The following is a 25518-nucleotide window of genomic DNA, read 5'->3' on the forward strand; positions in this document are numbered from 1 at the left end:
CGTGAAATATAGGGGCGACGGGCCGTCACAACCACCCCGACCGTCAGCTGTCAATGTTGACTTAGCTCGGACGACGTAGAAAACTGAAACTGGTGTCGAACCGCGAAACCCCCGGGCTTCAACTTATAGCCGCTTCGAGCGGCCTACCGCCGAGAGGCGTATCCGGTTCGGCACCATTTTTATGCCCTTCGGCGAAGACGCCGCCCCATCCCGATCCCTCCCGCCTACCGGAAGCCAAATGAAGCTGCGTCTCTTCCCTCAAGAACCCGCCGGGTTGCAATTGTTGTCGCAAATGGCCCGCCAGATTCTTGAGGCAACAGGGACGCTTTCTGAGATCTTCGGAGCTCCTGTCGCGGAGCACGAACGGCTTGTGGAGGAGATGCACGAGCACGAGGCGAAATCCACGGATCTGCATTTCGCCCTCCTGACCCATATGCGCACGAGTTTCGTGAACCCGCTCCCCCGCGAAGACATGTATGCCCTTTCCCGTTTCCTCAACGAGGCCATGGAAAAGCTGGATGCCGCGGGTGAGCTCGTGGCCCTCTACAAACTGGACCGGGTGCCCAAGCGTGCGGCGGACCAGTTGGAGATCATCAGCCGCCAGGCGGAACTCACGGTCGATGCCATGCGCCAGCTGGACGATCTTGACGAACTCGAGGACTACTGGATCGAGGTCCTGCGGTTGGCGAAGCGTGCTGAGCGCAGCCACCGGACGTGGGTGGCGGAGATGCTCCGTGACATGAAGTCCACCCAGTTTTCCAGGAATCGCGACGTAGCCAACCAACTGGTCGACGTCACCAAGGACATGCGCCGGGTCGCTACCCAGGTAGGCAGCATCATCGTCAAGGAAGCATGAGGTGGCGGTCGCGTTCTTCGCCCTTGTGGTGGTGCTGGCGGCTGGCTTCGCATTCCTGAACGGCTTCCGCGACGTCTCCACCGCCGTCGCACTCTCCGTGCGGACGCGTGCCCTCACTCCGTCTGTAGCCGTCGTGTTGGCGGCTGTCTTCAACTTTGCCGGTGTACTGCTCAGCGGCGGATTCGCACTGATTTTCAGCCAGTCGTGGGTGGTCCTCCCCTCGGGAATGACCGGCCTGACTGTGCTCACCGCAGGGCTGTGCAGCGCCATCCTTTGGGGAATCTACGCTTGGTGGCGCGGTGTGCCGCTCTCGTCAACCCACGCTTTAGTGGGAGGCCTGGTGGGCGCCGGAGCCGCAAGCGCTGTGATGGGTGGCAGCTCCGTCAACGGGGTAGACAATATCCTGCTGGCACAAGTGGTCCTGCCGCTGCTGCTGTCCCCCGTGATTGCCTTCCTCGGCGCCTACCTGCTCGTGTGGCCTGTCACGTGGGCCGCGCGCTACACCCAGCCCGACGTTGTGCATAGCCGCTTCCGTCATGCACAGTCCGTCTCGGCCGCTGCCGTCGCGTTCGGCCACGGGCTGCAGGACGGGCAGCGATCCGTGGCGGTGATCCTGTTGGGCGCCGTTGCGGCCGGGGTGTCCGGCCCCAACGACCTCCCAGTCTGGGTCATCCTGCTGACGGCTGTCATGCTCACGGCGGGAACGCTTTGCGGCGGCTGGCGCATCTCTTACACCCTCGGCTACAAGCTCACGAGGGTAGACCCAATGCGGGGATTCATCGCCCAGAGCCTGACCTCGCTGATGCTGTTCGTCGGCGCCATCGGATTCCACTTGCCGCTTTCCACCACGCACACGGTCACGTCGGCAGTGCTTGGCGCAGGAACCAACCAGAACTTTTCGGTCACCAACCGCCGGATGGTGCTGCGCATACTGGGGTTCTGGGTCGCGACGCCGATCGTCACCGCCGCGGTGGCGTTCGTCGTCGGGCTGGCGCTCTCGCCGCTGTCGCACTGACTTGAGGAGTCGTCCAGGCACGCAAAAGCCCGACGCCGCCAGTCACCCCGGAAGGTGACGGTCGCCGTCGGGCTTTTCGCAGTGGGCCCACGCCGGCGAGGGCCCCGGCCTGAGCTTGCGAAGGCTGGGAGCCGGTGGGGACCTATCCGAACCGCCCGGAGACGTAGTCCTCGGTGGCCTTCTGGGACGGGTTGTTGAAGATCGTGGTGGTGTCAGCGAACTCGATGAGCTTGCCCGGCTTGCCGGTGCCGGCGATGTTGAAGAACGCCGTCTTGTCGGAAACACGTGCGGCCTGCTGCATGTTGTGCGTCACGATCACCACGGTGTATTCGTCCTTGAGCTCGTTGATGAGGTCTTCGACGGCCAAAGTGGAGATGGGGTCCAGTGCGGAGCAGGGCTCGTCCATGAGGATGACCTGCGGTTCCACTGCGATCGCACGGGCGATGCAGAGCCGCTGCTGCTGGCCGCCTGAGAGGCCGGAGCCCGGCTTCTCGAGGCGGTCCTTGACCTCGTTCCACAGGTTGGCGCCGCGCAGGGACTTCTCCACGAGCGCGTCGGCCGCGCCCTTGCTGATCTTCCTGTTGTTCAGCTTCACGCCGGCCAGCACGTTGTCGCGGATGGACATGGTGGGGAACGGGTTGGGCCGCTGGAAGACCATGCCAACCTGGGTGCGGACCGTCACGGGGTCCACGCCGGGGCCGTAGAGGTTGTCGCCGTCGAGCAGGACTTCACCTTCGACGCGCGCCCCGGGCAGTACTTCGTGCATGCGGTTGAGGGTGCGCAGGAAGGTGGACTTTCCACAGCCGGACGGGCCGATGAACGCCGTCACCGATTTGGCTTCAATGTTGATGTTGACGCCTTCAACAGCCAGGAAGCTGCCGTAGTAGACGTTCAGATCCTTGACGTCGATCCGCTTAGACATGGTGTTCCTTCGGTGCTGTGGTTGGAAGTGTGCGGGTGGCCTGGCGGGTCAACGGCCGGCCTTGGGAGCGAAGATCCGGGCGATCAGCCTGGCGCCGAGGTTCAGGAGCATCACCAGGATGATCAGGACCAGCGCGGCACCCCATGCGCGCTGGCTCGACGGGTCCGGGTTGGACGGCGACGTCGGGTTCAGGATCTGCGTGTAGATGAACGTAGGCAGCGAGGCCATCCAGCCGCCGAACACGTTGTTGTTGATGGTGGTGGCGAAACCGGCGGTGACGAGGATCGGGGCCGTTTCGCCAATCACGCGGGCGATCGCCAGGGTGACGCCCGACGCAATGCCGGAGATCGCCGTCGGGATGACCACTTTGAGGATGGTGCGCCACTTGCGGACGCCCAGCGCGTAGGCCGCCTCGCGGAGCTCGTTCGGGACGATCTTCAGCATTTCCTCGCTGGAGCGGACCACCACCGGGATCATCAGTACTGAAAGCGCGACGGCGGCGACCGCACCGGTCTTGGTGCCGGGGCCGACCACGGCGAAGAAGAATGCTGCTGAAAAGAGGCCTGCCACGATGGAGGGGATTCCAGTCATGACGTCGACGAAGAACGTGATGGCGCGGGCGAGGGCCCGGTCATTGCCGTATTCCACCAAGTAGATCGCGGTCAGCAAGCCCACCGGAACCGAGATGACCGTGGCGAGCAGCGTGATCTGCACGGTGCCCAGGACCGCGTGGTAGATGCCACCGAGGACCTTCGTGCCGGCGTCCACGCTCTTGTTGTCGAGGGAACCTGTGACGCCGTTCATGGATGTGGTCAGGAAGCCGGGGGTGATGATGCCCGGGATGCCGTTCACAAGGACGGTCCAGATCACCGAAATCAGGGGCAGCAGGGCCACCAGGAACGAACCGACGATCAGGCACGTGGCGAGCTTGTCCCGCGCCTTGCGGCCGCCTTCGACCACTGCGCTCCAGCCGACCAGGCCGATCGCGAAGAAGATGGCGGACACGAGGCCCCAGCCGAAGGCGTTGAAGCCGATCAATGCAAGGATCGCTGCGCCGAGAACCAGGGCGACGGCCAGGACGACGTACGGTGCGAAGGCGGGCAACTGGCCCTTGGTAAGTGCGGAGCGTTTGCGCGCTACGGGGGCTGTGACAGTCATTAGTTGGCTCCCGAAAATTCTTTGTGCCTGGAGATGATCCAGCGTGCAATCATGTTGACACCGAGGGTGATGACGAACAATACCAAACCGGCTGCGATCAACGTGCTGACCTTGAGTCCGCTGGCTTCAGGGAAGTTCAAGGCGATTTCCGCGGCAATGGTCTGGTTGCCGGTCTGGATCAGGCTTGCGGTCAGGGCTCCGGAGGACAGGACCAGCGCGACGGCCATGGTCTCGCCAAGTGCACGGCCGAGGCCCAGCATGATGGCGCTTACGATACCCGGGCGGCCGAACGGCAAAACGGCCATCTTGATCATTTCCCAGCGGGTCGCGCCGAGGGCCAGTGCGGCTTCCTCGTGGAGCTTCGGGGTCTGCAGGAAGATCTCACGCGACAGGGAAGTGATGATCGGCAGGACCATGACGGAGAGGACGATGCTCGCGGTCAGGATGGTCTTGCCGGTAGCCGAGGCGGGGCCTTGGAAAATCGGCAGCCAGCCCATGTAGGTGGCCAGCCAGCCGTAAGCCGGCGAAATTTGGGGGGCAAGGAATGCCGCACCCCAGGCGCCGTAGACCACGGAAGGAATGGCCGCGAGAAGGTCCACCACGTAGCCAAGACTCGAAGCAAGCCTGCGGGGCGCGTAGTGCGAGATGAACAGGGCAACGCCGATGGCGACGGGGGTTGCAATCACAAGCGCGATGACGGCGGCAATCAGGGTGCCAACCACGATCGGCCCGATGTAGGCGAAGAAGCCCTGGCCGCCCTGGATGTCTGAGGGCGGAGCCACGAGCGCCGGAATGGCCTGGATGACAAGGAAAAGTGCGACGCCGAAGAGAACCACGAGGATCAGGCATCCCGCGGCCAGGGTGGCTCCGGAGAAGACCTTGTCCCCGGCGCGTCCGGCACCTTGGGAAGTGGTCAAGGAGTTGGTGGTCACTTCACGATCCTTCAGATTCACTCAAAAATGGCCAAGTTCCCCGCCCCGCCCGGTGATGTTTCACCAGCGCGGGACAGGGAACCTCGATATTCAGGGTAGTGGTGCCGCGGTCCGCAGCACCACTACTCCATTGTGGTCCTTAGGCCTTGGCCTTGATGGAGTCAACAGCAGCCTTTGCCTTGTCCTGCAGCGCCTTGGAGAGCGGAGCGGACTTGGCGGAGCCGGCAGCGGCCTGCTGGCCGGCGTCGGAGACTACGTAGCTCTCGAACGCCTTGACCAGGTCAGCGGTTGCCTGCTTGTCGTAGGTGGTGCAGACGACGTGGTAGGAAACCAGGACGACCGGGTAGGCCGAGGAATCCGTGGTGGTGCGGTCGAGCTTGATGGAAAGGTCGCCGGCCGGGCGGCCTGCAACGGGCTTGCCCAGTTCAACGGCCTTGGCGGCAGCGTCGGCGGAGATCTTGACGAAGTCCGAGCCAACCTTGATCTGCGCGGTGCCGAGCTTGCCGGAAACTGCGGAATCGTCAGCGTAGGTCACGGCACCAGGGGTGTCGGTGACGGTCTTGACGACGCCGGAGGTGCCCTTGGCGTTCTCGCCCTTCAAGGATGCAGGCCACAGGCCAGCAGCCTTGTCGGTCCAGACGGAGGGAGCGGCGGATGCCAGGTAGTCCGTGAAGTTCTGGGTGGTTCCGGAGTCGTCAGAGCGGTTGACCGGGGTGACCTTGAGGTCCGGAAGCGTGACGCCGGCGTTCAGGGCGGCGATTGCCGGGTCGTTCCAGTTGGTGATCTGGCCGCGGAAGATCTTGGCAACCGTGGTGGCGTCGAGCTTCAAGTCCTTGACGTTCGGGATGTTGAAGGCTACGGCGATCGGCGAGATGTAGACCGGGATGTTGATGGCGCCGTCGGTGCCGCACTTGGTCTTGGAGCTGGCCAGCTCAGCGTCGGTCATGTAGGCGTCAGAGCCTGCGAACTGTGCGGAGCCGTCGAGGATGGCCTTGCGGCCTGCGCCCGAGCCGTCCGGGGAGTACTGGACCGTGGCACCCGGGTTCGCGGAAGCGAAGTTGGTCTTCCAGGCGTCCATTGCGGCGCCCTGCGCCGAGGAGCCGATGCCGGTCAGGGTGCCGGTGACCTTGACGCCTGCGGCGCTCTGGGTAGCTGCCGGGGCGCCGGTTGCGTTGTCTGAACCGCAAGCGGTCAGCGCAAGGGCGCCGACTGCGAGGACCGCGATTGCCGCGTTGCGGCCGAAGCGAGTTGCCTTCACTGGGATGTACCCCTTCCAGGGATTCTCTGATGCGTACCGAGGGAGAAAGTCGGCATACGAAAGATTTGCGTACGAGTTTGTACCTTTATTGACGGTATGAGCCGCAGGTAACGGGATCGGCGGTCCAAAGTGAACGGAAGATGAACGGCTGTGGACCATTGGCTTACAAATGCAGCGTCGCCCTTGCGCTTGGCACGCCGTGAGGGATTAAGTGACGCCCCTCACTTTCCGGCTCCGTCGACGTGCCGCACCCCGCACGCCGCTCCTGAATAGACTTGAGCCATGACCGCCCCACAAGGACTTTCAACAAGCAAGAAATTCCTGCGGGCGCGGCTGCGCACCGGCTTCGTCCGCAGCAGGAACTCCTTGGTTCCGGCCGTCCAGATGACCGTCTGCGCGGTGGGCGCCTACGCGTTCGCCGAATACATCCTGGGGCATACAGGACCCCTTTTCGCCGCAACTTCGTCGCTGATCGCGCTCGGCTTCTCGCGGGATCCGCGGCTTCGCCGGGTCGTGGAGGTCGGGCTTGGCTGCACCCTCGGGATCGTCATCGGCGATCTGCTGCTCCACTGGCTGGGTTCGGGAATCTGGCAAGCCGCCGTCGTGCTCCTCTTCTCCATCCTGCTGGCCCGGTTCCTGGACAGCGGCACCATCTTCACCACCCAACTTGGCCTGCAATCGCTCCTCGTGGTCTTGCTGCCCGCGCCGGCCGGGGGGCCTTTCACCCGCAGCATCGACGCCGTGGTGGGCGGGGTTTTCGCGCTGCTCGTCACCATGCTGGTACCGAAGGACCCGCGACGGGAGCCGCGCCAGGACGTCCGCAAACTCCTCCACGAACTCTCGGAGGTCCTCCGTGAGTGTGCCGACGCATTGATCAACAGCGACTCGACCCAGGCCTGGCATGCGCTCATCCGTGGCCGGAATTGCCAGCCCCTCGTGGACCGGATGCGCCAATCCCTCAAAGCCTCGGGTGAGGTGGCGACGCTCGCCCCGGCGTACCGGCGGCACCGCGACGAATTGACCATGCTGGAGGAATCGCTGGATTCCATCGACCTCGCCCTCCGCAACGGCCGGGTGTTCGCACGGAGGCTCACGAGCGCCATCAACCATGCAGCATTGACGGACGAGGCGACGGACAGCATTTCCGAGGTCCTGCAGGACACTTCTGCCGCCGTCGAGGAATTGTCGCTCGGCCTCGCGGAAGTGCACGACGGCGCCCGCCGCGCCCACCTACGCGGCGCGCGGCAGGACTTGGCCGACATTGCCACCCGGCTGCACCCCAAGATCCTGCATGTGCAGAAGCTCGAGGGCGAAACAGTGGTGATGCTCTTCCGTCCGCTGATGGTGGACCTGCTCGAAGCCGCGGGCATGGATCCCCGGGAAGCAAGGGACGTGCTTCCTCCCTTGCAGTGAGGCGCGCCTGACTGTCCTACCCCTCCACTAGCCTTGTACGCATGGCTTCCAAGACCTCACGCACCTCCAAGACCCCCGCGTACAAATGTGCCGAATGCGGGTGGACCACGGTCAAGTGGGTGGGCCGCTGCGGTGAATGCCAGGCGTGGGGCACCGTGGAAGAATCCGGCGCCACAGTTGCGCGTACGACGGCGGCAACAACAGTTTTGGAGCCGGCCCGCCGGATTGCCGAGGTAGACGGGACCACGGCCGCGTTCCTGCCCACCGGCGTCGACGAACTGGACCGCGTCCTGGGTGGAGGGCTGGTTCCGGGCGCGGTGATCCTGCTTGCGGGGGAACCCGGCGTCGGGAAATCCACCCTCCTGCTGGACGTCGCGGCGAAGTTCGCCCGCACGGGCCAGGACGTCCTGTACGTCACGGGCGAGGAATCGGCGGCCCAGGTCAAGCTCCGTGCGGAACGGATCGACGCGGTGGCGCATACCCTCTATCTCTCCGCGGAAACGGACCTCGGACAGGCGCTGGGGCAAGTGGAGAAGCTCGAGCCGAAGCTGCTGATCGTGGACTCGGTGCAGACACTCAGCAGCGCCGACGTTGAAGGCAGCGCTGGCGGCGTTTCACAGGTCCGGGAGGTCGCGGCGTCCATCATCGCAGCCGCAAAGCGACGCAACATGACTACCCTGCTGGTTGGCCACGTGACCAAGGACGGCTCCATTGCCGGTCCTCGCCTCCTGGAGCACTTGGTGGACGTCGTGTGCCAGTTCGAAGGCGAGCGCCATTCCCGCTTGCGTTTGTTGCGCGCGGTCAAGAACCGCTACGGCGCCACGGACGACGTCGGGTGTTTTGACCTGAACGAAACCGGCATTGAAGGCCTCGCCGATCCGAGCGGCCTTTTTGTGTCGCGGACGCGCGAGCCGGTGTCCGGCACCTGCATCACCGTGACTATGGAAGGGCGGCGCCCGCTGCTGGCCGAGGTGCAGTCGCTCTTGGCCGAAAGTGCCAGCTCGCAGCCGCGCAGGGCGACGAGCGGCTTGGACAGCTCGCGTGTCGCCATGCTCCTGGCAGTGCTCCAACAGCGGGGTGGCTGCATCCTGCACAAGGACGACTCCTACGTGGCCACTGTCGGAGGGGTGAAACTGAGCGAGCCGGCAACCGACCTGGCGGTGGCGCTTGCCGTGGCCTCGGCAAAGGCGCGCAAAGCACTGCCGCAGCGGCTGATTGCCTTCGGCGAGGTTGGCCTGGCCGGCGAGGTCCGGCCGGTTCCGGGGATCAACCAGCGCATCCACGAGGCGCAGCGGCTTGGTTTCACCCACGCGGTGGTGCCCGCCAGCCCCAACGGACCGGGGCCCGTCCCCGAGGGTTTCTCGGTCCGGGAAGTGGCACACCTGGCGGAGGCCCTGGAGCTCCTCATCACCTAGCGGGTGGCTTGGCTTCGGAGTGTCGGGCGCACGGGTTGGCCGCGTTCACCGGAAGACTGTCCCCATGACCAAAAGAAATGTGCTCATTGGGGGACGCCTCTTCTTTGCCCTCCTGACCCTTGTAGCGGTCGGGACGCAGCTCACGGTCCACATCGGACTGGGCTTCGATCCGTGGAACTTCTTCAGCTACTTCACCAACCTGTCCAACATTTTCGCGTCGGTGGTGCTCTTGATCAGCGGCTACCGCGTGATGGTTGGCAAGCGTCCCAGCGAGCTCGACGACGCCACCCGGGGCACTGCGACGATCGCCATGGCCGTCGTGGGGCTGGTCTTCGGCGCGCTCCTCGCAGGACAGGACCTCGGCTCCTTGCTCCCCTGGGTCAACGTCGTCGTCCACTACCTCATGCCGGTTGTCATGGTGGCCGATTGGCTCTTCCAGCCTCCGCGCTCCAGACTGACCGCCAAGCACCTCTGGTACTGGCTGCTCTACCCGGTTGCCTACCTCGTCTATAGCCTGATCCGCGGCTCTTTCGTGAACTGGTACGCCTACTGGTTCATCGACCCCCTGCGCGCAGGCGGTTGGGGTGGAGTGGCCGTTTTCGCCATAGCGATCGCCGCGGGATTCCTCGTGGTTAGCCTGGCCATGCTGAGGCTGGGAAACAAGCTCGAACGCCAAGTGAGCTACTGAACACCCTCACCAAACCCAAGTCCCACGGGACATGCCCCCTGCTCGAACCAAGCACTGGACATAACAGCATTATGTCCAGTCCTCGGCCGATTCGACGGGCATGTCCGGTGGATTACTATTTCGCGGGGTTGTGCGTGCCGATCGGGACCAGCGTGAGCTTCGGGTGGTTCTTCTCGATGCGGCGGAGAGCCCAGACATCGTTGAACAACGCGAGGTATTCGCCGTCGGACCTCAACAGCACCTCAGCGCCCGGGACGTTGGCGAGCGTCGGCATGGCGTCCGCCGTCGAGATCCTCGCCATCGAGTACGGGAGCCGCTCCAAGCGCATAGGGGCGTTGAAGTCGTGTGCCATGCGGTCTTCCACCACTTCGAACTGCATGGGACCGACGGCGGCGAGCACGGGTGCCTGATCGCCCCGGACGTCGGAACGGAGCACCTGGATGACGCCTTCGTGCTCAAGCTGTTCGATGCCGCGGCGGAACTGCTTGAAACGGCTGGGGTCCTTGGACCTGGCCACCTGGAAATGCTCGGGCGCAAAGAGCGGAATAGCGGGGAATTCCACGGGTTCGTCCAGGAACAGGCTGTCTCCCACACGGAGCGAGGACGCGTTCACCAAACCCACGACGTCCCCGGGGTAGGCCTCGTCGATGACTTCCCGTTCACGCCCGAAAACCTGCTGGGCGTACTTGGTGGCAAACGACTTGCCGGTGCGTGTCTGCGTGACCACCATGCCGCGCTCGAAAACGCCGGAGCACACACGGATGAATGCGACGTGGTCGCGGTGGGCCTTGTTCATGCCGGCCTGGACCTTGAAGACGAACCCGGCGAAAGGAGCATCAACGGAACGGGGTTCGCCGTCGACATCCGGACGGGGTGCTGCCGGAGGCGCGAAATCCACCAAGGCATCCAAGATCTCCTTGACCCCGAAGTTCAGGGCCGCCGAGCTAAAGAGGATGGGGGTTGCCGTCCCGGCGTGGAAGCTCTCCACGTTGAATTCGAGGTTGGATTCGATCACCAATCCGGCTTCGTCGACGGCGTCGCTCCAGTTGTTGCCCTGGGTTTCGGCCGCTTCTTCCGGGGTGAAGTACTCGGTGATGGCGATGTTGGCACCGGCGTTGTTGCGTGCGAACCGCGCGAAGCGGTCGTTCCGCAGGTCCCAGACTCCGCGGAAGTCGCCCGAAATGCCCACGGCCCACGTCAAGGGCATGGGCTGGAGGCCGGTGCGCTCGGTGATTTCGTCCATCAGGGCGAGGGCATCCAGGCCCGGACGGTCCCATTTGTTGATCACCGTAATGATCGGCAGGTTCCGCTGCTTGCAGACCTCGAACAGCTTCATGGTCTGTGTTTCCAGGCCCTTGGCGGCGTCCACCAGCATCACTGCGCAGTCGACGGCCGCCAGGACGCGGTAGGTGTCCTCTGAGAAGTCGGCGTGGCCCGGGGTGTCCAGCAGGTTGATGACAGTGTCCCGGTAGGAGAACTGCAATGCCGCGGAGCTGATGGAAATACCGCGGTCCTTTTCCATCTGCATCCAGTCGGAAACGGTTTCCTTGCGGTTAGCCTTGCCGCTCGACGCACCCGCGGTGCCGATGACTTTGGCGTGCAGCGCGAGGGCTTCCGTGAGCGTGGACTTGCCGGCGTCAGGGTGCGAAATGACCGCGAAAGTCCGACGCCGGGAGGCCTCATGGTGAATTTCCTGGACTCGGGCGGGGCTCAGGACTTCTTGGGACACGGTGCTACTTTCGCTGCGATCGGGGCGTAGCCCGCACTGGAATCACGGGCCGAACGTGGATTGGAGGCTGGATACGGGCCCCGTGCCGGCCGGGAGCCAGCTCAGGAAGCGGCACGATTTGTGCGCAGCCAAGATACCAAGTTTATCGCAGGCCGAGCCCACGCCGGCGGCAGGGTCCAAGGCCGGCGCTTAACAGGATCGAAACGAGGTGCACAAACCGCCGAAACGACCCGCCGATAGTTTGAGTCAATGGTGGACATGTCGGGCCCGCGTTGGAGCCGATCGCCAGGAAAACACCCGAGCTGCCGGCTTGGCATGAAAGGAACAGGGCATCAATGAAACCAGGGAATGACTTGTTCTACGATCCCCTCGGACCCTCCCCCGCGGCGGACTCCACCGGGTTCGCCGAAGCGAACTCCACGGCCGCCAGGAGACGGCCCCGGCAGGCACACCACCCGGACGCCGGCACAGGCGGAACCCACGCTCCCGCGAGGCAGTCGCATCCGGACGCGGGAAGGGCTGCAGCCCGGGAAGCCGCGCTGCAAAGCGTACGACGCGACCTTGAGCGGCTCGCACGCCTCCGGACGGCTCCGTAAGGGCTCCGGGAAGCGAGCCCAAAGTGGCCGTGCGCCGTCCACCGTCGAACGCGTTTCGCAGCACTCGCCACATAACCCTCTTTGGGGCACTTTAAGGCTTGCCCGTGCGGTTGTTGCCGGTCTATACCTCTATCATTGAGCTTGCGGGAAACCTGGCATTTTGATCCCGTCGACTGATTGCTGAAAACCGGCACACTTGCGGACGCGCCTGCGTGCACCTTTGAAGGGAACACCTATGGCTCGGAGCCCCGAAGATTCGCTCAAGGCGACTCTGGGCAGGGTGGCCCCCGGAACACCGTTGCGCGACGGCCTGGAACGCATCCTCCGTGGGCGCACCGGCGCATTGATTGTGCTGGGAACGGACCGGACCATCGAGTCCATCTGCTCCGGCGGTTTCGAAATCGGCATCGACTTCTCCCCGACGCGGCTGCGTGAGCTCGCGAAGATGGACGGTGCCATCATCTGCGACAAGGACGCCGGAAACATCCTTCGTGCCGCAGTCCAGCTTGTGCCGGACTCCAGCATCGAGACGCAGGAATCCGGAACCCGTCACCGGACCGCCGAGCGTGTGGCCATCCAGACCGGAGTGCCGGTGATTTCGGTCAGCCAGTCCATGCAGATTATCGCCCTCTACGTCAACGGCCTCCGGCACGTCCTCGAGGGTTCCGAGAAGGTGCTGGCCCGCGCCAACCAGGCTCTCGCGACCCTTGAACGTTACAGCGCCCGCTTGGACCAGGTCACCAGTGCCCTGTCGGCCCTCGAAATCGAGGCCATGGTCACCGTCCGGGACGTTGCTGTAACCCTCCAGCGCCAGGAAATGGTCCGGCGCATCGCCGAGGAAATCGCACAGTATGTCCTGGAGCTCGGTGAGGACGGCAGGTTGCTCTCATTGCAGTTGGAAGAGCTCACCACCGGCCGCGGCCCGGGCAGCGACGTGATCATCCGCGATTACGCCGGCACCAATGCCTCGCCGGAAGACATCGACGGCGCCGTGCAGGCTCTCTTGGATCTTGGCCCCACGGAGCTGATTGACCTCAGCAAGATTGCCGGGATCATCGGTTTCGCCGGGGGCATGGATGTGCTCGACGCCGGTGTGCAGCCGCGCGGCTACCGCCTCTTGTCCGGGTTGAAGTCGGTTCCGAAAGCCGTGGCCGACCGCTTGGTGGAGCATTTCGGCGGACTCCAGTACCTCATGGCCGCCACTATCGACGACCTCATGACGGTGGACGGCATCGGCGACCAGCGCGCCCGGACAGTCCGCGAAGGGCTCAGCCGCATGGCCGAAGCCAGCCTGCTGGACAGGTTCCTCTAGCCGAGCTGGAAGACGGTTTTCGTGCTCGCCTTGTTTCCCAGAATGGCCTTGAACGTGTAGGTTCCGGTGGCCGGTTTGGCCGAGATGACGCCGCAGCCCTCGGTCGTCCGGTTGCGTTGCCACGGGAAGTTGGCGGTCTCGCTCTTGCCCGGATCGATCTGTTTCACGAGGTCATCGCCCTTCGCCTGGCAGTCCTTCGAGGAGAAGATCCGGTCCTCGCCGCTCATCACAAGGAACTCCATCTGGGAGGTGCCGACGTTGACCTGGCACGGTGCTGCTCCGCTGTTGGTGATCTTCATGCTCAGTACGGGGTTCTGCCCGGCCGCATAGGCAGGCTGGTCCGTGGACGCCGTCACCGTCACAAGGTTGAGATCGCACACCGGGGTGGGCGTTGGCGTTGTGGTGGCCGCAATCGGATCCGCCGAGGGCGTCTGGCTCGCAGGGGTGGCTCCGACCGCCTGGGGGTTGGATGCGCCGGAATCGGCCTTGCTTGCAAGGGTTGAGCTCATGGCCGCGACCCCCGCCACGAGCATCGCCAGGACCGTCAGGAGGGCACCGAAAACAACCAGCCTCCGACGCCGGTAAACGGCAGGGCTCGTCCGTCGCCTTTGGGGCCGGGCCCGATTTGCAGAACCGCTGGCGCCTGCGGTCCGGGCAGCGTTTTTCGCCGGAGGCGACGTACGCGCCCTCGGCGGTTGCTTGCCCTTGTTGACCATGCTTCTAGGCTAGGCAACGCACTGCCCGGATGGCGCCGCACCACGCCGCCGGGGCCCGATCGGAGCCAGTGTGACCTACATCATCCCCGCGACTCCACTACAGTGGATGGCAGGAATCGGCCGCCATCAGGGCACGCCACGAACCGCAGCGAGGATCTCCATGTCACTGCCAGGCGCCTCTGAACTTGCCGGCATCCACCATCTCACGGACCTGCACCAGTCCATGGACCGCTGGTTCTCCGAGGTGGCCCGGGTGTTGCCGTGGAGATCGGCGGACTGCAGCCCGTGGGGGATCCTGGTCAGCGAAGTGATGCTGCAGCAGACTCCGGTGGTTCGCGTCCTGCCGGTGTGGGAAGACTGGATGGAACGCTGGCCGGAACCTGCGGATCTCGCCAAGCAGCCCTCGGGTGAGGCCGTGCGCCGTTGGGGCAGGCTCGGTTATCCCCGCCGCGCGCTTAGGCTGCACGCGGCCGCCGTCGCAATCGTCGAGCAGCACGGCGGCAGGGTGCCGGACACGCACACGTCGTTGTTGAGCCTCCCCGGCGTCGGCGACTATACGGCCGCAGCCGTGGCCGCTTTCGCCTTCGGGCGCCGCGAAACCGTAGTGGACACGAATATCCGGCGTGTGCATGCCCGGCTCGTTTCGGGACTTGCGTTGCCGGCTCCATCGCTGACCGCCTCGGAGATGCGTCTCGCCGAATCGCTCATGCCCGACGACGTCGGGCTCTCCGTCCGCTGGAACGCCTCCGTCATGGAGCTCGGAGCGCTCGTGTGCACCGCCCGCTCCCCCAAGTGCATGGATTGCCCCGTCCGCGACTCCTGCGCGTGGCTCGCGGCCGGTGAACCGCCCCCGACGTACACACCCAAGGGGCAGGCGTGGCACGGCACCGACCGGCAGCTGCGGGGTGCCGTCATGGCCGTATTGCGCGTGGCCGATTCGCCGGTAGCCCCTGAGCTGTTCGAACGCCCCGCGGCCGACCTCGGTTTCGACGGCGAAGGCGCGGCCGTGCCTCTGGCTGCCCTGCACCGCCTGAACTCGGCCCCGGAACAGCTGGAACGCGCCCTCGAGGGGCTCCTGCGCGACGGTCTGGCCGAGATGCACGACGGCGGGCTGCGGCTCCCGGCCTAGGCTCCGTCTGCGCTGGTTCCGCTACGATCTGGCCGGTTTGCGGGCTGGCTTGCGGGCTAAAAGATACGCCTGCCGGGTTTTCTCGTATCTGTCGTCCGGTTCGCGGAGCAGCTGCGCTTCCACAGCAAAGCCCGCCTGAAGGAGCAGTTCCGTGATGCGCTCAGGCGGCAAGCGGTAGGCCTCAAGGTCGATTTCGTGTCCATAGGCGAAGCCCAGGTGCCTCGGCTCGTCACCGGCCTGGAACGCGAGCAGCAGCAAGCCGCCATCCCGCAGGCTCCGGTGGAATTCCGCGAACACCCCCGGCAAACGGGCCGGTGGCGTGTGGATGATCGAGTACCAGGCGACGATCCCACCCAAGGCGCCGTCCGCGAGCTCCAGCGATTCGATCGACCCTTCATCGAACCGCAGGCCGGGGTGGTCCCGGCGAGCGACCGCCACCATCTCGGGCGACAGGTCGATGCCGAAAGCCGCCAGGCCAAGTGAATGCAGGTGGGCCGTAATCCGTCCAGGTCCGCAACCGAGGTCGGCAACCAGCCCGTCTCCCGCGGACTCCACGAGCTCGGCAAAGGTACCCAGCATGGCCCGGTCGAAGGGTTTGCCGTCGAGCTCGTTGCGCAGGAGTTCTGCGTAATCGGCGGCTACCGTGTTGTAGGCGGCACGGGTGGCCTCCACGTCCGGGTGTTCAGTCATGCAAAGAACCCTAATGTTTGCGGTCGGCCTGGTCCTTGCGCCGGGCCGAAACCGGCGGAAAGCCGGCCGTGACCTTCCCGTGAGGTCGCGGAGCAGCAACGATCCGTGGGTGTCGGTAACGATGTGCCTGCCAGTTGCAAGCGTGCCGTTCCGAGCCTTGGCTACGGGATTATCCTCAAAATATGCGCAGGTTGTGGGCCGCCATCGCTTTGGCTACGACGGCGGCGCTCTGGTCGGGATGCGAACCTCAAGTCACCGTTTGCCCGGCAATTGCGATGGCACCCGTGGTGTCCCTGACAATCACGGCCGAATACGCGCCAACGGTCCGGACCGTCCATTTGAAGGCATGCCAGGACGGGAAATGCCGCGAAGGCGATGTGGACCTGCGCCCGGGAAGCGTGTCGGTACCGCAATCCTGCAGTCCTGAACCCGAAGGCTCATGCTCTGCCGTCACGTCACCGGATGGCACCCGCTACGGCTTCCTGAACATGGGAACACTGACGTCCTCGCCCATCGATGCCGAAGTGACTGGCACGGACACAACCGGCGGGACCTTGCCAGTCAGGACAATCAACTTCACGCCAAGAACCGCCAAACCCTGGGGCGAGCAGTGCCAGGCCACCATCACGGCGAGCCTCCTGCTCGATGCCCACGGTCTGCGGCAGTCCTGAACCCCCATGCGGCGCCGATCCGGTGCGGCGTCAGACCCCGGAGCTGCGTTAGATCTCGCCGAACCCCTGTTCCACCAGCCGCCTGACGTAATCCACGGCTTTCGATGAATCCTTACCCCAAGCTTCGATCCTGAGCTTGCCGCCCTTGCCCACGGCAAGGCTCATGAGTTCCATGATGGATGTTCCGTCGGCTCCATTGACCGTTGCCTCGACATCCATGCCGGCCAGTCCGCCCGCAATCTTCGCCGCGGGCCTGGCGTGCATTCCCATCGGGTTGATGAGTTCGAACTCGCCGCTCTCCTCCGGTTCGCCCCTTCCTTGGGGTTCAGCGGATCCCCCCATATCAATAGCGGGCTCCGGACCGAATCGAACCGCCTCCGCGGCGGCCTTCACCGCAGCCGCCGATGCGCCACCTTGGGTGGCCACCGCCGCGGCAACCAAGCCTTCCACCAGCGGAGCATCGGCAAGAAGGACTTTGTCCGCCTCGCTGCAGAAATCGGCCGCTGATTCCGCCGTCATGACCGCGGAACCGAGGTCCGTCAGAACCACCACGCCATCCCCGGCAGCCTCCGCAAGTCCTGCCTCGAATGCGGCAATGGCTTTCTCCAGGTCCGTTCCAATCCGGCCGTCGTCCGTGCCGCCAACGGCGTAGAACTTCACATCGGGGGCCATCTGCGCGGCCAATTCCACCGCACCTTCCGCGATCTTCCGGCTGTGCGAGACCACCACCAAGCCCACCGTCATTCAGCGGGCCCCTCGGGGAATCCCGCGGCGGTAGCGGCGGCGCGCAACAACAGCGCAGAAGACGCTGCCCCGGGATCGCGGTGCCCGGCACTGCGTTCACCGAGGTAGCTTGCGCGCCCCTTGCGCGCTACCAACGGATCAGTCGTGACGGCCCCGACCTCGGCAGCCTCGGCCGCTGCGGCCAGAACGGCCACGGCATCTCCACCGGCCACCAGGACCTCGTCCGCCGCTTCCACAGCGGGAGACCAGGCATCCACCATGGTTTTGTCACCCAGCTCGGCCTTGCCGCGGGCAACAATTCCGTCCCGAGCCGCGGTCAGGGCTCCGGCGAGCGCCGCCGCATCAAGATCCGCGTTCTCTCCCAGCGCCGCGCCTGCCCGAAGATACGCGGTCCCATACAGCGGTCCCGCGGCCCCGCCCACTTTGGACATCAGGGCCATCGCAGCCAGCTTCAGGGCCGCGCCGGGGGTTTCGGGTGGAGTCTGGGCGAGCTTCTCCATGACGGCCCGGAATCCCCGGTCCATGTTCTCGCCGTGGTCCGAGTCGCCTATCGCGCGGTCCAAGGCAATCAGTTCTTCCCGATGCTCGGCCATGAGCCGTGCAGAGAGCGTCAACCATTGGACCGCCCACTCGACCCCCAGGCCCACCGTCACATCCCCCAACGCAGTGCCGGAGTGTGGACGGGTGCGTCCCACAGGGCAGTGAGCTCGTCATCGAGCCGCAACACCGAGATGGAGCATCCCTGCATCTCAAGCGATGTGACATAGTTGCCCACCAATGAGCGTTCCACCTTGGCTCCTCTTTCGGCGAGGATCTGGGCCGCCCGGCGGTAGACAATGTAGAGCTCACTGAGCGGCGTACCACCCATGCCGTTGACGAAGAGCAGCACTTCCTCGCCGGACTTGATCCCGAGGTCCTCCAGGACAGGGTCCAAGAGGCGGCTGGTGATGGCGTCGGCGCCTTCCATGGCGATCCGGTGCCTGCCCGGTTCACCGTGGATGCCAATGCCGATTTCGATTTCGTCCTCAGCGAGCTCGAAGCTGGGTACCCCGGCATGCGGCACGGTGCAGCCCGACAATGCGACGCCCATAGTGCGCACGTTGCGGACCACGCCCTCCGCTACACCCGCGACAGCTTCCAGGGAATCCCCGCGCTCCGCGGCGGCCCCGGCAATCTTTTCGACCAGCACGGTGCCACCCACGCCGCGCCGACCTGCGGTGTACAGGGAGTCCTCGACAGCAACGTCGTCGTTGACGAGCACCGAACGGACGCTGATTCCTTCCGCTTGGGCCATCTCTGCCGCGGTCTCGAAATTCAGCACGTCACCGGTGTAGTTCTTCACGATGTGTATGACGCCGGCGCCGGAATCGACGGCCGCAGTGGCCGGAATAATCTGATCCGGGGTGGGCGAGGTGAAGACGGCGCCCGGCACGGCGGCGTCGAGCATTCCGTGCCCCACAAAGCCGGCATGGAGCGGCTCGTGGCCGCTCCCTCCTCCCGATACAAGCGCCACCTTGCCGGCCACAGGCGCTCCTTTTCGAACGACGAAGATGGGGTCCATATGGACGTCCACGAGGTCGGCATGGGCCATGCCGAATCCCTCGACAGACTCGTCCACCACCGAGCGGGGATCGTTGATGAGCTTTTTCATGGCGCGCTCCTGGGGCGTTGCTGGTAGGTGATTTGACCCTACTACCAGCGCCCCGGGCACGGTAGGGGAATGGGCCTCACGTGGAAAGTCCGGAACCCGGAAACACAGAAGGGACAGCCCCCAATGGCTGTCCCTTCAGAAAAACGTTCCGCATGCGCCTGTTCAGTGCGGCGGGCCGCCCGCCGTCAAACGTCCGACGCTGGAGTCTTGGACTGTTGCACCCTTGGCCATCGAATCCGGCCACAGATCCGTGCACGCGGACCGCATGCACCCTCCGGTTCCCTGCTTGCGCGACTCCGGCGCAGAGCCGGGACGCGGCATGTCGATCTGGAAACCTGAAAAGTCCGGAAACATAACGTGGTACTTCATTTCTCGCCTCCACAGTATGGTTGGCTCGCCGCAACCGAGCCTCGATTAGTTTATCCATCAAGTTGATATACGTAAAGACCGAGGCGTGGAATATTCAGGAACAGGGAGAAGAAACCGGGGCTAAAGGACCTTGATCATGCGGGTATTGCCCAGCGTATTGGGCTTCACCCGGGCCAGGTCGAGGAACTCGGCCACGCCTTCGTCATGTGATCGCAGCAATTCCGAGTAGACCTGGGGATCGACGGCGGTTTGGTCCGCCATGACCTCGAATCCGTGGCGCTTGAAGAAGTCCACTTCGAACGTCAGGCAGAAAACCCTGGCGACGCCCAACGCGCGGGCGTCCTCCAGGAGCTGCTGGACAAGGACGTGGCCCACGCCCTTGCCCCGCCAATTGTCATCCGCCGCCAGCGTGCGCACCTCGGCCAGGTCCTCCCACATGACGTGCAAGGCACCGCAGCCGATCACCTCGCCGTCGGACGATTCGGCAATCCGGAACTCCTGAAGGCTCTCGTAGTAGGCCACGGTCTCCTTGGCCATCAGGATTCGCTGCTCTGCCAACGGGGCTACAAGCCTCTTGATCGCGGCAACATCGCCGGTGCGGGCAGGGCGGATACTGAAGGTGGAAGTCACAGCCCCAATCTTACGAGGCGAAGCGCGCCTAAATACCCAGGTCCTCGGGAACCGGAACCTCCTGTCCCATGACCTGCCTGGCCAGGAAGTGCTCCACGACGCCGTACCAGACCTTGGCGTGCTGCGGCTGCAGGATCCAATGGTTCTCGTCGGGGAAGTACAGGAAGCGGTGCTGGGTCTCGCCGTTCTCGTCGGCGGGCAGCCCGGAACTGGAAAGAAGTTCGTACCAAAGCCTCAGGCCCTCGCCGATCGGCACCCGGTAGTCCTTGTCACCGTGGATAACCAGCATGGGTGTGGTGATTTTTGCGACGTGGAGATGGGGCGAATTGTCCATTGCCATCTCGGGGGTCATTTCCTTGAGCCAATACTGCGAGGCGTCCGTGGTGGGCCCGAACTGGTCCATGGCCCACAAACTGGCGTGCGTCACGATCGCCTTGAAACGGTCCGTGTGCCCGGCCACCCAGTTGGCCATGTAGCCACCGAATGACCCGCCCATGGCTGCCGTCCGGGACGCGTCAATGTCCGGCCGCTGGACCACTGCGTCGGTGATGGACATGAGGTCCGTGAACGGCGCCTTGCCCCATTGGCCCCAACCGCGCTGGATGAATTGCTGGCCGTAGCCGGTGGATAGTGCAGGGTCCGGCAGCAGCACGGCATACCCCTTCGACACGAGCAGCCACGGATTCCATCGCCAGGTCCAGGCATTCCACGAGCCCAACGGCCCGCCGTGGATCCACAACAACAAGGGCGCCGGATTTGCCTCGGACGCGCCTTCCGGGAGCGCAAGGTACGCCGGCACCCTCGAACCATCGGCCGCACTCGCCTCCACCCGCTCGAGCGAGCCTTTGATCCTGGGGCGCTCAGCCGGGGCGGGGAGCCGCTCGACGTCGCCCGAGGCGAGGTCGATCCGGACGGCTTCAGCCGGGAATTCATACGAGCTGCGCAGTGCATATGCGCTCAGTCCATCCGGGGAAACCACGACGTCGGTGTACGCGGCCGCGTCTTGTGTCACCCGGGTGACCGTACCGTCGGCGACGGCAACCCGGAAGACCGGCGTGGCGCCGTCGTCGTCGGCTGTGGCGAGGAGCGAACTCCCGTCCGGAAGCCAGGACCCCGGGTTGCCCCAGCGGTCCCAAGTCGGCGCGAGGGGCTCGAAGTCAAAGGTCCCGCCGGACCCGACGTTCAAGAGGTGGAGTTTGACCTGGGGTGCCCGCTCCGGAGTGCTGTCGCTTTCGCTGACTACGGAGAGCAATTTGTTGTCGGGGCTGACCGGGCCGGGGAAGTAGCTCATTCCCTCGTGGTCGAGGAGTACCTTGAGCGAGCCGGAAGCGACGTCGACGGCAGCGAGCACAAAGCGCGTGTCGGCCTTGGCGAGCGGCTTGGCCATGCTCGTATAGATGGTCTTGCCGTCCGGACTGACCACCGCGCGGGTGTTCCGGAGACTGGCGCCGACGTCGGGGGTAAGGTTGCGCAGCTTCAGGGGCTCGGTAGCGTCCACGGTGGCGGGCTTGCCGGATTCAGCCGCCTCTCCGCTTTCCACGGCAAACAGCCGGGGCTGCGCCGGGCCCAGGTCTGCGTCCCAATAGCGGACCGGGTAGCCCGTGTGCAGGATGGCCGCTACTTTGTTGTCCTTGCGGCTCTTGCGCCGTTCCTCGTCATTTTCCTCATCCGTGGAACCGGCGAGGACCGAGGCCGTCACGAAGGTGGCATCCGCGGCCGACGCGGCCATGACACCTCCGACGCCTCCGGCGCGGGAGTGCACCACGCGGGCCTCGCCGCCGTCCGCAGGAAGGAGCCACAATGCGCTCACGGGATCTGCTTCGGGGCTGTCCGGATCGGGCCGGGCCGAGGTGAAGTAGAGGTCCCCGTTGGAGGCAAACACCGCGCCGGTCTCTCCCTTGGCGCTGCGTGTGATGCGACGGGCGCGCTTCTTTCCGGAAGGATCAAGCTCCCAGAGGGCAGTGACGTATTCAGTGCCCTTGGCATTGAGGGTGGAAACCGTAGTGACCAGGCGGCTTCCGTCGGCGCTGAGAGCCAGGCCACCGACCCGGGGGATGGCCAGGTAGTGGTCGAGATCGTGGAAAGGAGTTTCGGGTTGCGTGCTCGGGGTCTCTGAGGCATTCGAATCCATGCTCTGATTCAACACGAGATGTGCCGCAGATCACAGAAGGTTCACTGAGAGTGAAACACTTATTTCAGATATTGCGCACCCGGAACGCAAAACCCCGCCCACTCCTTGTGGGAGCGGGCGGGGCCTTTAGCGGGGACTCGGCCGAACCGGAGCCTAGGCGCTCGGAGCGATTTCCGGAATGCGAGGCTTGGCGTTGCCGGCAAAGGTGAACTTGGCTTCGTCGCCTTCGCCGTCCACGTCGACCACGACGATGTCGCCCGGGTGCAGTTCGCCGAAGAGGATCTTCTCGGAGAGCTGGTCCTCGATCTCGCGCTGGATGGTCCGGCGCAGCGGCCGCGCACCCATAGCGGGATCGTAACCCCGGGTCGCAAGGAGAACCTTGGCGGCCGTGGTGAGCTCGATGCCCATGTCCTTGTCCTTGAGGCGGCCCTCGAGACGCGTGACGAACAGGTCCACGATCTCGATGATCTCGTCCTGCGTGAGCTGAGGGAACACTACGACGTCGTCAACGCGGTTGAGGAACTCGGGGCGGAAGTGCTGCTTGAGCTCCTCCGTGACCCTGGCCCGCATCCGGTTGTAGCCGGTGGTGGTGTCCGTGCCGGACTGGAAGCCCGTCGCCACGCTCTTGGAGATGTCGCGGGTGCCCAGGTTGGTGGTCATGATGATCACCGTGTTCTTGAAGTCCACCACGCGGCCCTGGGAATCGGTCAGGCGGCCGTCTTCCAGAATCTGCAGCAGCGAGTTGAAGAGATCGGCGTGGGCCTTCTCCACCTCGTCGAACAGGACCACGGAGAACGGACGACGGCGGACCTTCTCGGTCAGCTGCCCGCCCTCTTCGTAGCCGACGTAGCCCGGAGGGGCACCGAAGAGACGCGAAACCGTGTGCTTCTCGGAGTACTCGGACATGTCCAGCGTGATGAGGGCATCCTCTTCACCGAACAAGAATTCCGCCAGCGCCTTGGCGAGCTCGGTCTTGCCGACGCCGGTGGGTCCGGCGAAGATGAACGAGCCGCCCGGACGCTTGGGGTCCTTGAGGCCCGCACGCGTGCGGCGGATGGCCTGGGAGAGGGCACGGATGGCCTCGTCCTGGCCGACGACGCGCTTGTGCAGCTCGTCTTCCATCTTGAGGAGGCGGCTGGATTCTTCCTCGGTGAGCTTGAAGACCGGGATGCCGGTGGAGTTCGCGAGAACTTCGGCGATCAGCTCCTCGTCTACCTCGGAGATGTCGTCCATGCCGCCGGACTTCCAGTTGCGTTCCTTCTCGGCCCGCTCGGCAATGAGCTTCTGCTCCTTGTCGCGCAGCGACGCCGCGCCTTCGAAGTCCTGGGCGTCGATGGCCGATTCCTTCTCCATCTTCACCTCGGCGATGCGCTCATCCATGGCCTTGAGCTCCGGCGGAGCGGTCATCCGGCGGATGCGCAACCGGGCACCGGCTTCGTCGATCAGGTCGATCGCCTTGTCCGGCAGGAAGCGGTCCGAGATGTAGCGTTCAGCCAATGTTGCGGCAGAGGCAAGGGCGCCGTCGGTGATGGTCACCCGGTGGTGCGCCTCGTAACGGTCGCGCAGGCCCTTGAGGATCTCGATCGCATGCGCGACGGAAGGCTCCTTGACCTGGATCGGCTGGAAGCGGCGCTCCAACGCGGCGTCCTTCTCGATGTGCTTGCGGTACTCGTCCAAAGTGGTGGCACCAATGGTCTGGAGTTCACCACGGGCCAGCATCGGCTTGAGGATGGACGCGGCATCGATGGCACCCTCGGCAGCGCCGGCACCCACGAGCGTGTGGATTTCGTCGATGAAGAGGATGATGTCGCCGCGGGTGCGGATTTCCTTGAGGACCTTCTTCAGGCGCTCTTCGAAATCACCACGGTAGCGGGAACCGGCCACCAGGGAACCGAGGTCAAGCGTGTAGAGCTGCTTGTCCTTGATGGTCTCCGGGACGTCTCCGCGGACGATCGCCTGGGCAAGGCCCTCGACGACGGCTGTCTTGCCGACGCCGGGCTCACCGATCAGCACGGGGTTGTTCTTGGTCCGGCGGGAGAGGACCTGCATGACGCGTTCCATCTCCAGCTCGCGGCCGATCACCGGATCGAGCTTGTTCTCCCGAGCGGCCTGGGTCAGGTTGCGGCCGAACTGGTCCAGCACCACCGAACCGGCCGGGGTGCCTTCCTGTTGGCCCGGGCCTGAGCCGGGACCGGCAGTTTCCTTGCCCTGGTAGCCGGAGAGCAGCTGGATGACCTGCTGGCGGACGCGGTTGAGGTCGGCGCCAAGCTTGACGAGGACCTGCGCGGCAACGCCTTCGCCCTCACGGATGAGGCCGAGCAGGATGTGCTCGGTGCCGATGTAGTTGTGGCCGAGCTGCAGGGCTTCCCGGAGCGAGAGCTCAAGTACCTTCTTGGCGCGCGGGGTGAAGGGGATGTGGCCGGACGGGGCTTGCTGGCCCTGGCCGATGATCTCCTGTACCTGCTCGCGGACGCCATCGAGCGAAATGCTCAGGGACTCAAGCGCCTTGGCGGCAACGCCTTCACCCTCGTGGATCAGACCCAAGAGGATGTGCTCGGTACCGATGTAGTTGTGGTTGAGCATGCGTGCCTCTTCTTGGGCAAGCACAACAACGCGACGGGCACGGTCCGTAAATCTCTCAAACATTTCGCCACACTCCTAGCTACGACGTACTTTGATGCTACGTGGCAACGCTGGAATTTTGGGGCGTGTTCGCCACAGGGGAAACATGGCCGCACCGGGAATAAGTTCACTCGACTCGCCCGTGGACCCCAGGGTCACGGCGGAGACCAGATCCGGGGCTTCCGTCAGGGGCGGCCCTTCTGCCGCCACCCGCGTCGGCTGCCACCCGCGCGGGCCGTCCGGCCGCCGTCGTCCTTCTCAGCAAACGTCGCGATTGCCCACCGGGCATTCCCAGTCTGCTCCAAGCCTTCCGGGGAATAGTGGCGCACCACACCGTTAACCGCCTAAACAGGCGGTTAAATGACAATACCCCGGCCCTGGGGCCGGGGTATTGATACTTGGTGTCAGGAATTGGCCTTCTGGTACGCTTCCTGAATTTCGGCCTGAATACGGCCACGGCTGTTTACGGTATAACCGTTCTCGCGCGCCCATTGACGGATCTGTGCGGAGTCCTGGTTTCTCCCTGAGGCAACGCGGCTACGCGTTGCACGGCCGGTCGATGTCTTGCGCGCCTTCGCTACAAATGGCGCAAGAGCGTCGCGGAGCTTCCCAGCGTTGGCACTGGACAGGTCCATTTCGTAACTGACGCCATCAAGGCCAAAGCGGACAGTTTCATCCGCGGAGCCCTCATCCAGGTCGTCAACGAGGATAATTTTGACTTTCTGTGCCATGAAAAGACTCTCTTTTGGAGGGGCCGGATATGCAGAATAGCTAGACTACTAATTAACGATTATCGTCCAGCGGATGGCACCCCGTCAAAGGGACAGTCAAAGACATAGTCAAAGACGCCGGCAAGGAACTATTAAATCCC

23 protein-coding genes are annotated in these 25518 nt (G+C 64.6%); 9 read left to right on the forward strand and 14 right to left on the reverse strand.

What is annotated here, in order from left to right; genetic code table 11:
• The first annotated feature begins 238 nt into the window (after nt 1-238).
• Nucleotides 239-856, forward strand: a complete 618-nt coding sequence (locus tag BMF89_RS10035; RefSeq protein WP_078106946.1) for a nuclease PIN — start codon at nt 239-241, stop codon at nt 854-856.
• A 1-nt stretch (nt 857) separates the two neighbouring features.
• Complete coding sequence (locus tag BMF89_RS10040) at nt 858-1871, forward strand: inorganic phosphate transporter (RefSeq protein ID WP_078106947.1); 1014 nt, start codon at nt 858-860, stop codon at nt 1869-1871.
• A 142-nt stretch (nt 1872-2013) separates the two neighbouring features.
• On the opposite strand, the gene pstB is transcribed toward BMF89_RS10040, so the two are convergent.
• From pstB to pstS, 4 genes are all read right to left on the reverse strand, one after another.
• On the reverse strand, nt 2014-2793 hold the full coding sequence (gene pstB / locus BMF89_RS10045) for a phosphate ABC transporter ATP-binding protein PstB (RefSeq protein WP_078106948.1): 780 nt from the start codon (nt 2791-2793) through the stop codon (nt 2014-2016).
• Nucleotides 2794-2841: 48 nt separating this feature from the next.
• Entirely contained in the window at nt 2842-3951 is a 1110-nt protein-coding gene (pstA, locus tag BMF89_RS10050; protein ID WP_078106949.1) for a phosphate ABC transporter permease PstA, read from the reverse strand.
• Nucleotides 3951-4883: a phosphate ABC transporter permease subunit PstC gene (pstC, locus tag BMF89_RS10055; protein ID WP_078106950.1), complete on the reverse strand. Its 933-nt coding sequence runs from the start codon at nt 4881-4883 to the stop codon at nt 3951-3953. The genes pstA and pstC overlap by 1 nt, the downstream gene beginning before the upstream one ends.
• 139 nt (nt 4884-5022) lie before the next feature.
• Nucleotides 5023-6141 carry a phosphate ABC transporter substrate-binding protein PstS gene (gene pstS, locus BMF89_RS10060; protein ID WP_078106951.1) on the reverse strand — a complete coding sequence of 373 codons (1119 nt, stop codon included), beginning with the start codon at nt 6139-6141 and terminating at the stop codon, nt 5023-5025.
• A 282-nt stretch (nt 6142-6423) separates the two neighbouring features.
• Between pstS and BMF89_RS10065 the strand changes: the two genes are divergently transcribed.
• The 3 genes from BMF89_RS10065 (at nt 6424) to BMF89_RS10075 (ending at nt 9657) form a co-directional block, all read left to right on the forward strand.
• On the forward strand, nt 6424-7554 hold the full coding sequence (locus BMF89_RS10065) for an FUSC family protein (RefSeq protein ID WP_078106952.1): 1131 nt from the start codon (nt 6424-6426) through the stop codon (nt 7552-7554).
• 41 nt (nt 7555-7595) lie between these two features.
• Nucleotides 7596-8969 (forward strand): DNA repair protein RadA, encoded by a 1374-nt coding sequence (gene radA / locus BMF89_RS10070; RefSeq protein WP_078106953.1) that lies wholly within the window; start codon nt 7596-7598, stop codon nt 8967-8969.
• A 64-nt stretch (nt 8970-9033) separates the two neighbouring features.
• Entirely contained in the window at nt 9034-9657 is a 624-nt protein-coding gene (locus BMF89_RS10075) for a Pr6Pr family membrane protein (RefSeq protein ID WP_078106954.1), read from the forward strand.
• Nucleotides 9658-9772: 115 nt separating this feature from the next.
• Here the strand turns inward: BMF89_RS10075 and BMF89_RS10080 are convergent, their stop codons facing one another.
• Nucleotides 9773-11386 carry a peptide chain release factor 3 gene (locus BMF89_RS10080; protein ID WP_078106955.1) on the reverse strand — a complete coding sequence of 538 codons (1614 nt, stop codon included), beginning with the start codon at nt 11384-11386 and terminating at the stop codon, nt 9773-9775.
• 335 nt (nt 11387-11721) lie between these two features.
• Between BMF89_RS10080 and BMF89_RS10085 the strand changes: the two genes are divergently transcribed.
• Nucleotides 11722-11982, forward strand: coding sequence for a hypothetical protein (locus tag BMF89_RS10085; RefSeq protein ID WP_078106956.1), 261 nt, complete (start codon nt 11722-11724; stop codon nt 11980-11982).
• A 235-nt stretch (nt 11983-12217) separates the two neighbouring features.
• Nucleotides 12218-13294: a DNA integrity scanning diadenylate cyclase DisA gene (disA, locus tag BMF89_RS10090; RefSeq protein ID WP_078106957.1), complete on the forward strand. Its 1077-nt coding sequence runs from the start codon at nt 12218-12220 to the stop codon at nt 13292-13294.
• Here the strand turns inward: disA and BMF89_RS10095 are convergent.
• Nucleotides 13291-14010: a hypothetical protein gene (locus BMF89_RS10095; RefSeq protein ID WP_078106958.1), complete on the reverse strand. Its 720-nt coding sequence runs from the start codon at nt 14008-14010 to the stop codon at nt 13291-13293. The genes disA and BMF89_RS10095 overlap by 4 nt on opposite strands.
• A gap of 160 nt (nt 14011-14170) precedes the next feature.
• Here BMF89_RS10095 and BMF89_RS10100 point away from each other — a divergent pair, with 160 nt between their 5' ends.
• Nucleotides 14171-15139 (forward strand): A/G-specific adenine glycosylase, encoded by a 969-nt coding sequence (locus tag BMF89_RS10100; RefSeq protein WP_078106959.1) that lies wholly within the window; start codon nt 14171-14173, stop codon nt 15137-15139.
• 21 nt (nt 15140-15160) lie between these two features.
• Here BMF89_RS10100 and BMF89_RS10105 read toward each other — a convergent pair whose 3' ends face one another.
• The gene (locus BMF89_RS10105; RefSeq protein ID WP_078106960.1) at nt 15161-15829 is read right to left on the reverse strand and encodes a class I SAM-dependent methyltransferase; all 669 of its coding nucleotides are present in this window, start codon (nt 15827-15829) and stop codon (nt 15161-15163) included.
• Nucleotides 15830-16011: 182 nt separating this feature from the next.
• On the opposite strand from BMF89_RS10105, the gene BMF89_RS10110 reads away from it, so the two are divergent.
• Entirely contained in the window at nt 16012-16500 is a 489-nt protein-coding gene (locus BMF89_RS10110; protein ID WP_078106961.1) for a hypothetical protein, read from the forward strand.
• A gap of 48 nt (nt 16501-16548) precedes the next feature.
• Here BMF89_RS10110 and dhaM read toward each other — a convergent pair whose 3' ends face one another.
• From dhaM to BMF89_RS10150, 7 genes are all read right to left on the reverse strand, one after another.
• On the reverse strand, nt 16549-17244 hold the full coding sequence (gene dhaM, locus BMF89_RS10115) for a dihydroxyacetone kinase phosphoryl donor subunit DhaM (RefSeq protein WP_078106962.1): 696 nt from the start codon (nt 17242-17244) through the stop codon (nt 16549-16551).
• Entirely contained in the window at nt 17241-17891 is a 651-nt protein-coding gene (gene dhaL / locus BMF89_RS10120) for a dihydroxyacetone kinase subunit DhaL (protein WP_078106963.1), read from the reverse strand. Before dhaL ends, dhaM begins: the two co-directional genes overlap by 4 nt.
• Nucleotides 17892-17893: 2 nt before the next feature.
• Entirely contained in the window at nt 17894-18895 is a 1002-nt protein-coding gene (gene dhaK, locus BMF89_RS10125) for a dihydroxyacetone kinase subunit DhaK (RefSeq protein ID WP_078106964.1), read from the reverse strand.
• A gap of 489 nt (nt 18896-19384) precedes the next feature.
• A complete protein-coding gene (locus BMF89_RS10135; RefSeq protein ID WP_059388339.1) occupies nt 19385-19894 on the reverse strand; it encodes an amino-acid N-acetyltransferase in 510 nt (169 codons plus the stop codon).
• Nucleotides 19895-19922: 28 nt separating this feature from the next.
• On the reverse strand, nt 19923-22025 hold the full coding sequence (locus BMF89_RS10140) for a prolyl oligopeptidase family serine peptidase (protein ID WP_171983450.1): 2103 nt from the start codon (nt 22023-22025) through the stop codon (nt 19923-19925).
• Between the two features lie 153 nt (nt 22026-22178).
• The gene (locus tag BMF89_RS10145; protein WP_078106967.1) at nt 22179-24671 is read right to left on the reverse strand and encodes an ATP-dependent Clp protease ATP-binding subunit; all 2493 of its coding nucleotides are present in this window, start codon (nt 24669-24671) and stop codon (nt 22179-22181) included.
• Nucleotides 24672-25051: 380 nt separating this feature from the next.
• Nucleotides 25052-25378, reverse strand: a complete 327-nt coding sequence (locus tag BMF89_RS10150) for an Lsr2 family protein (RefSeq protein WP_078106968.1) — start codon at nt 25376-25378, stop codon at nt 25052-25054.
• Nucleotides 25379-25518: the final 140 nt, after the last annotated feature.

Source organism: Arthrobacter sp. SRS-W-1-2016, from assembly GCF_002009585.1.
Classification (GTDB): Bacteria; Actinomycetota; Actinomycetes; order Actinomycetales; family Micrococcaceae; genus Arthrobacter; species Arthrobacter bambusae_A.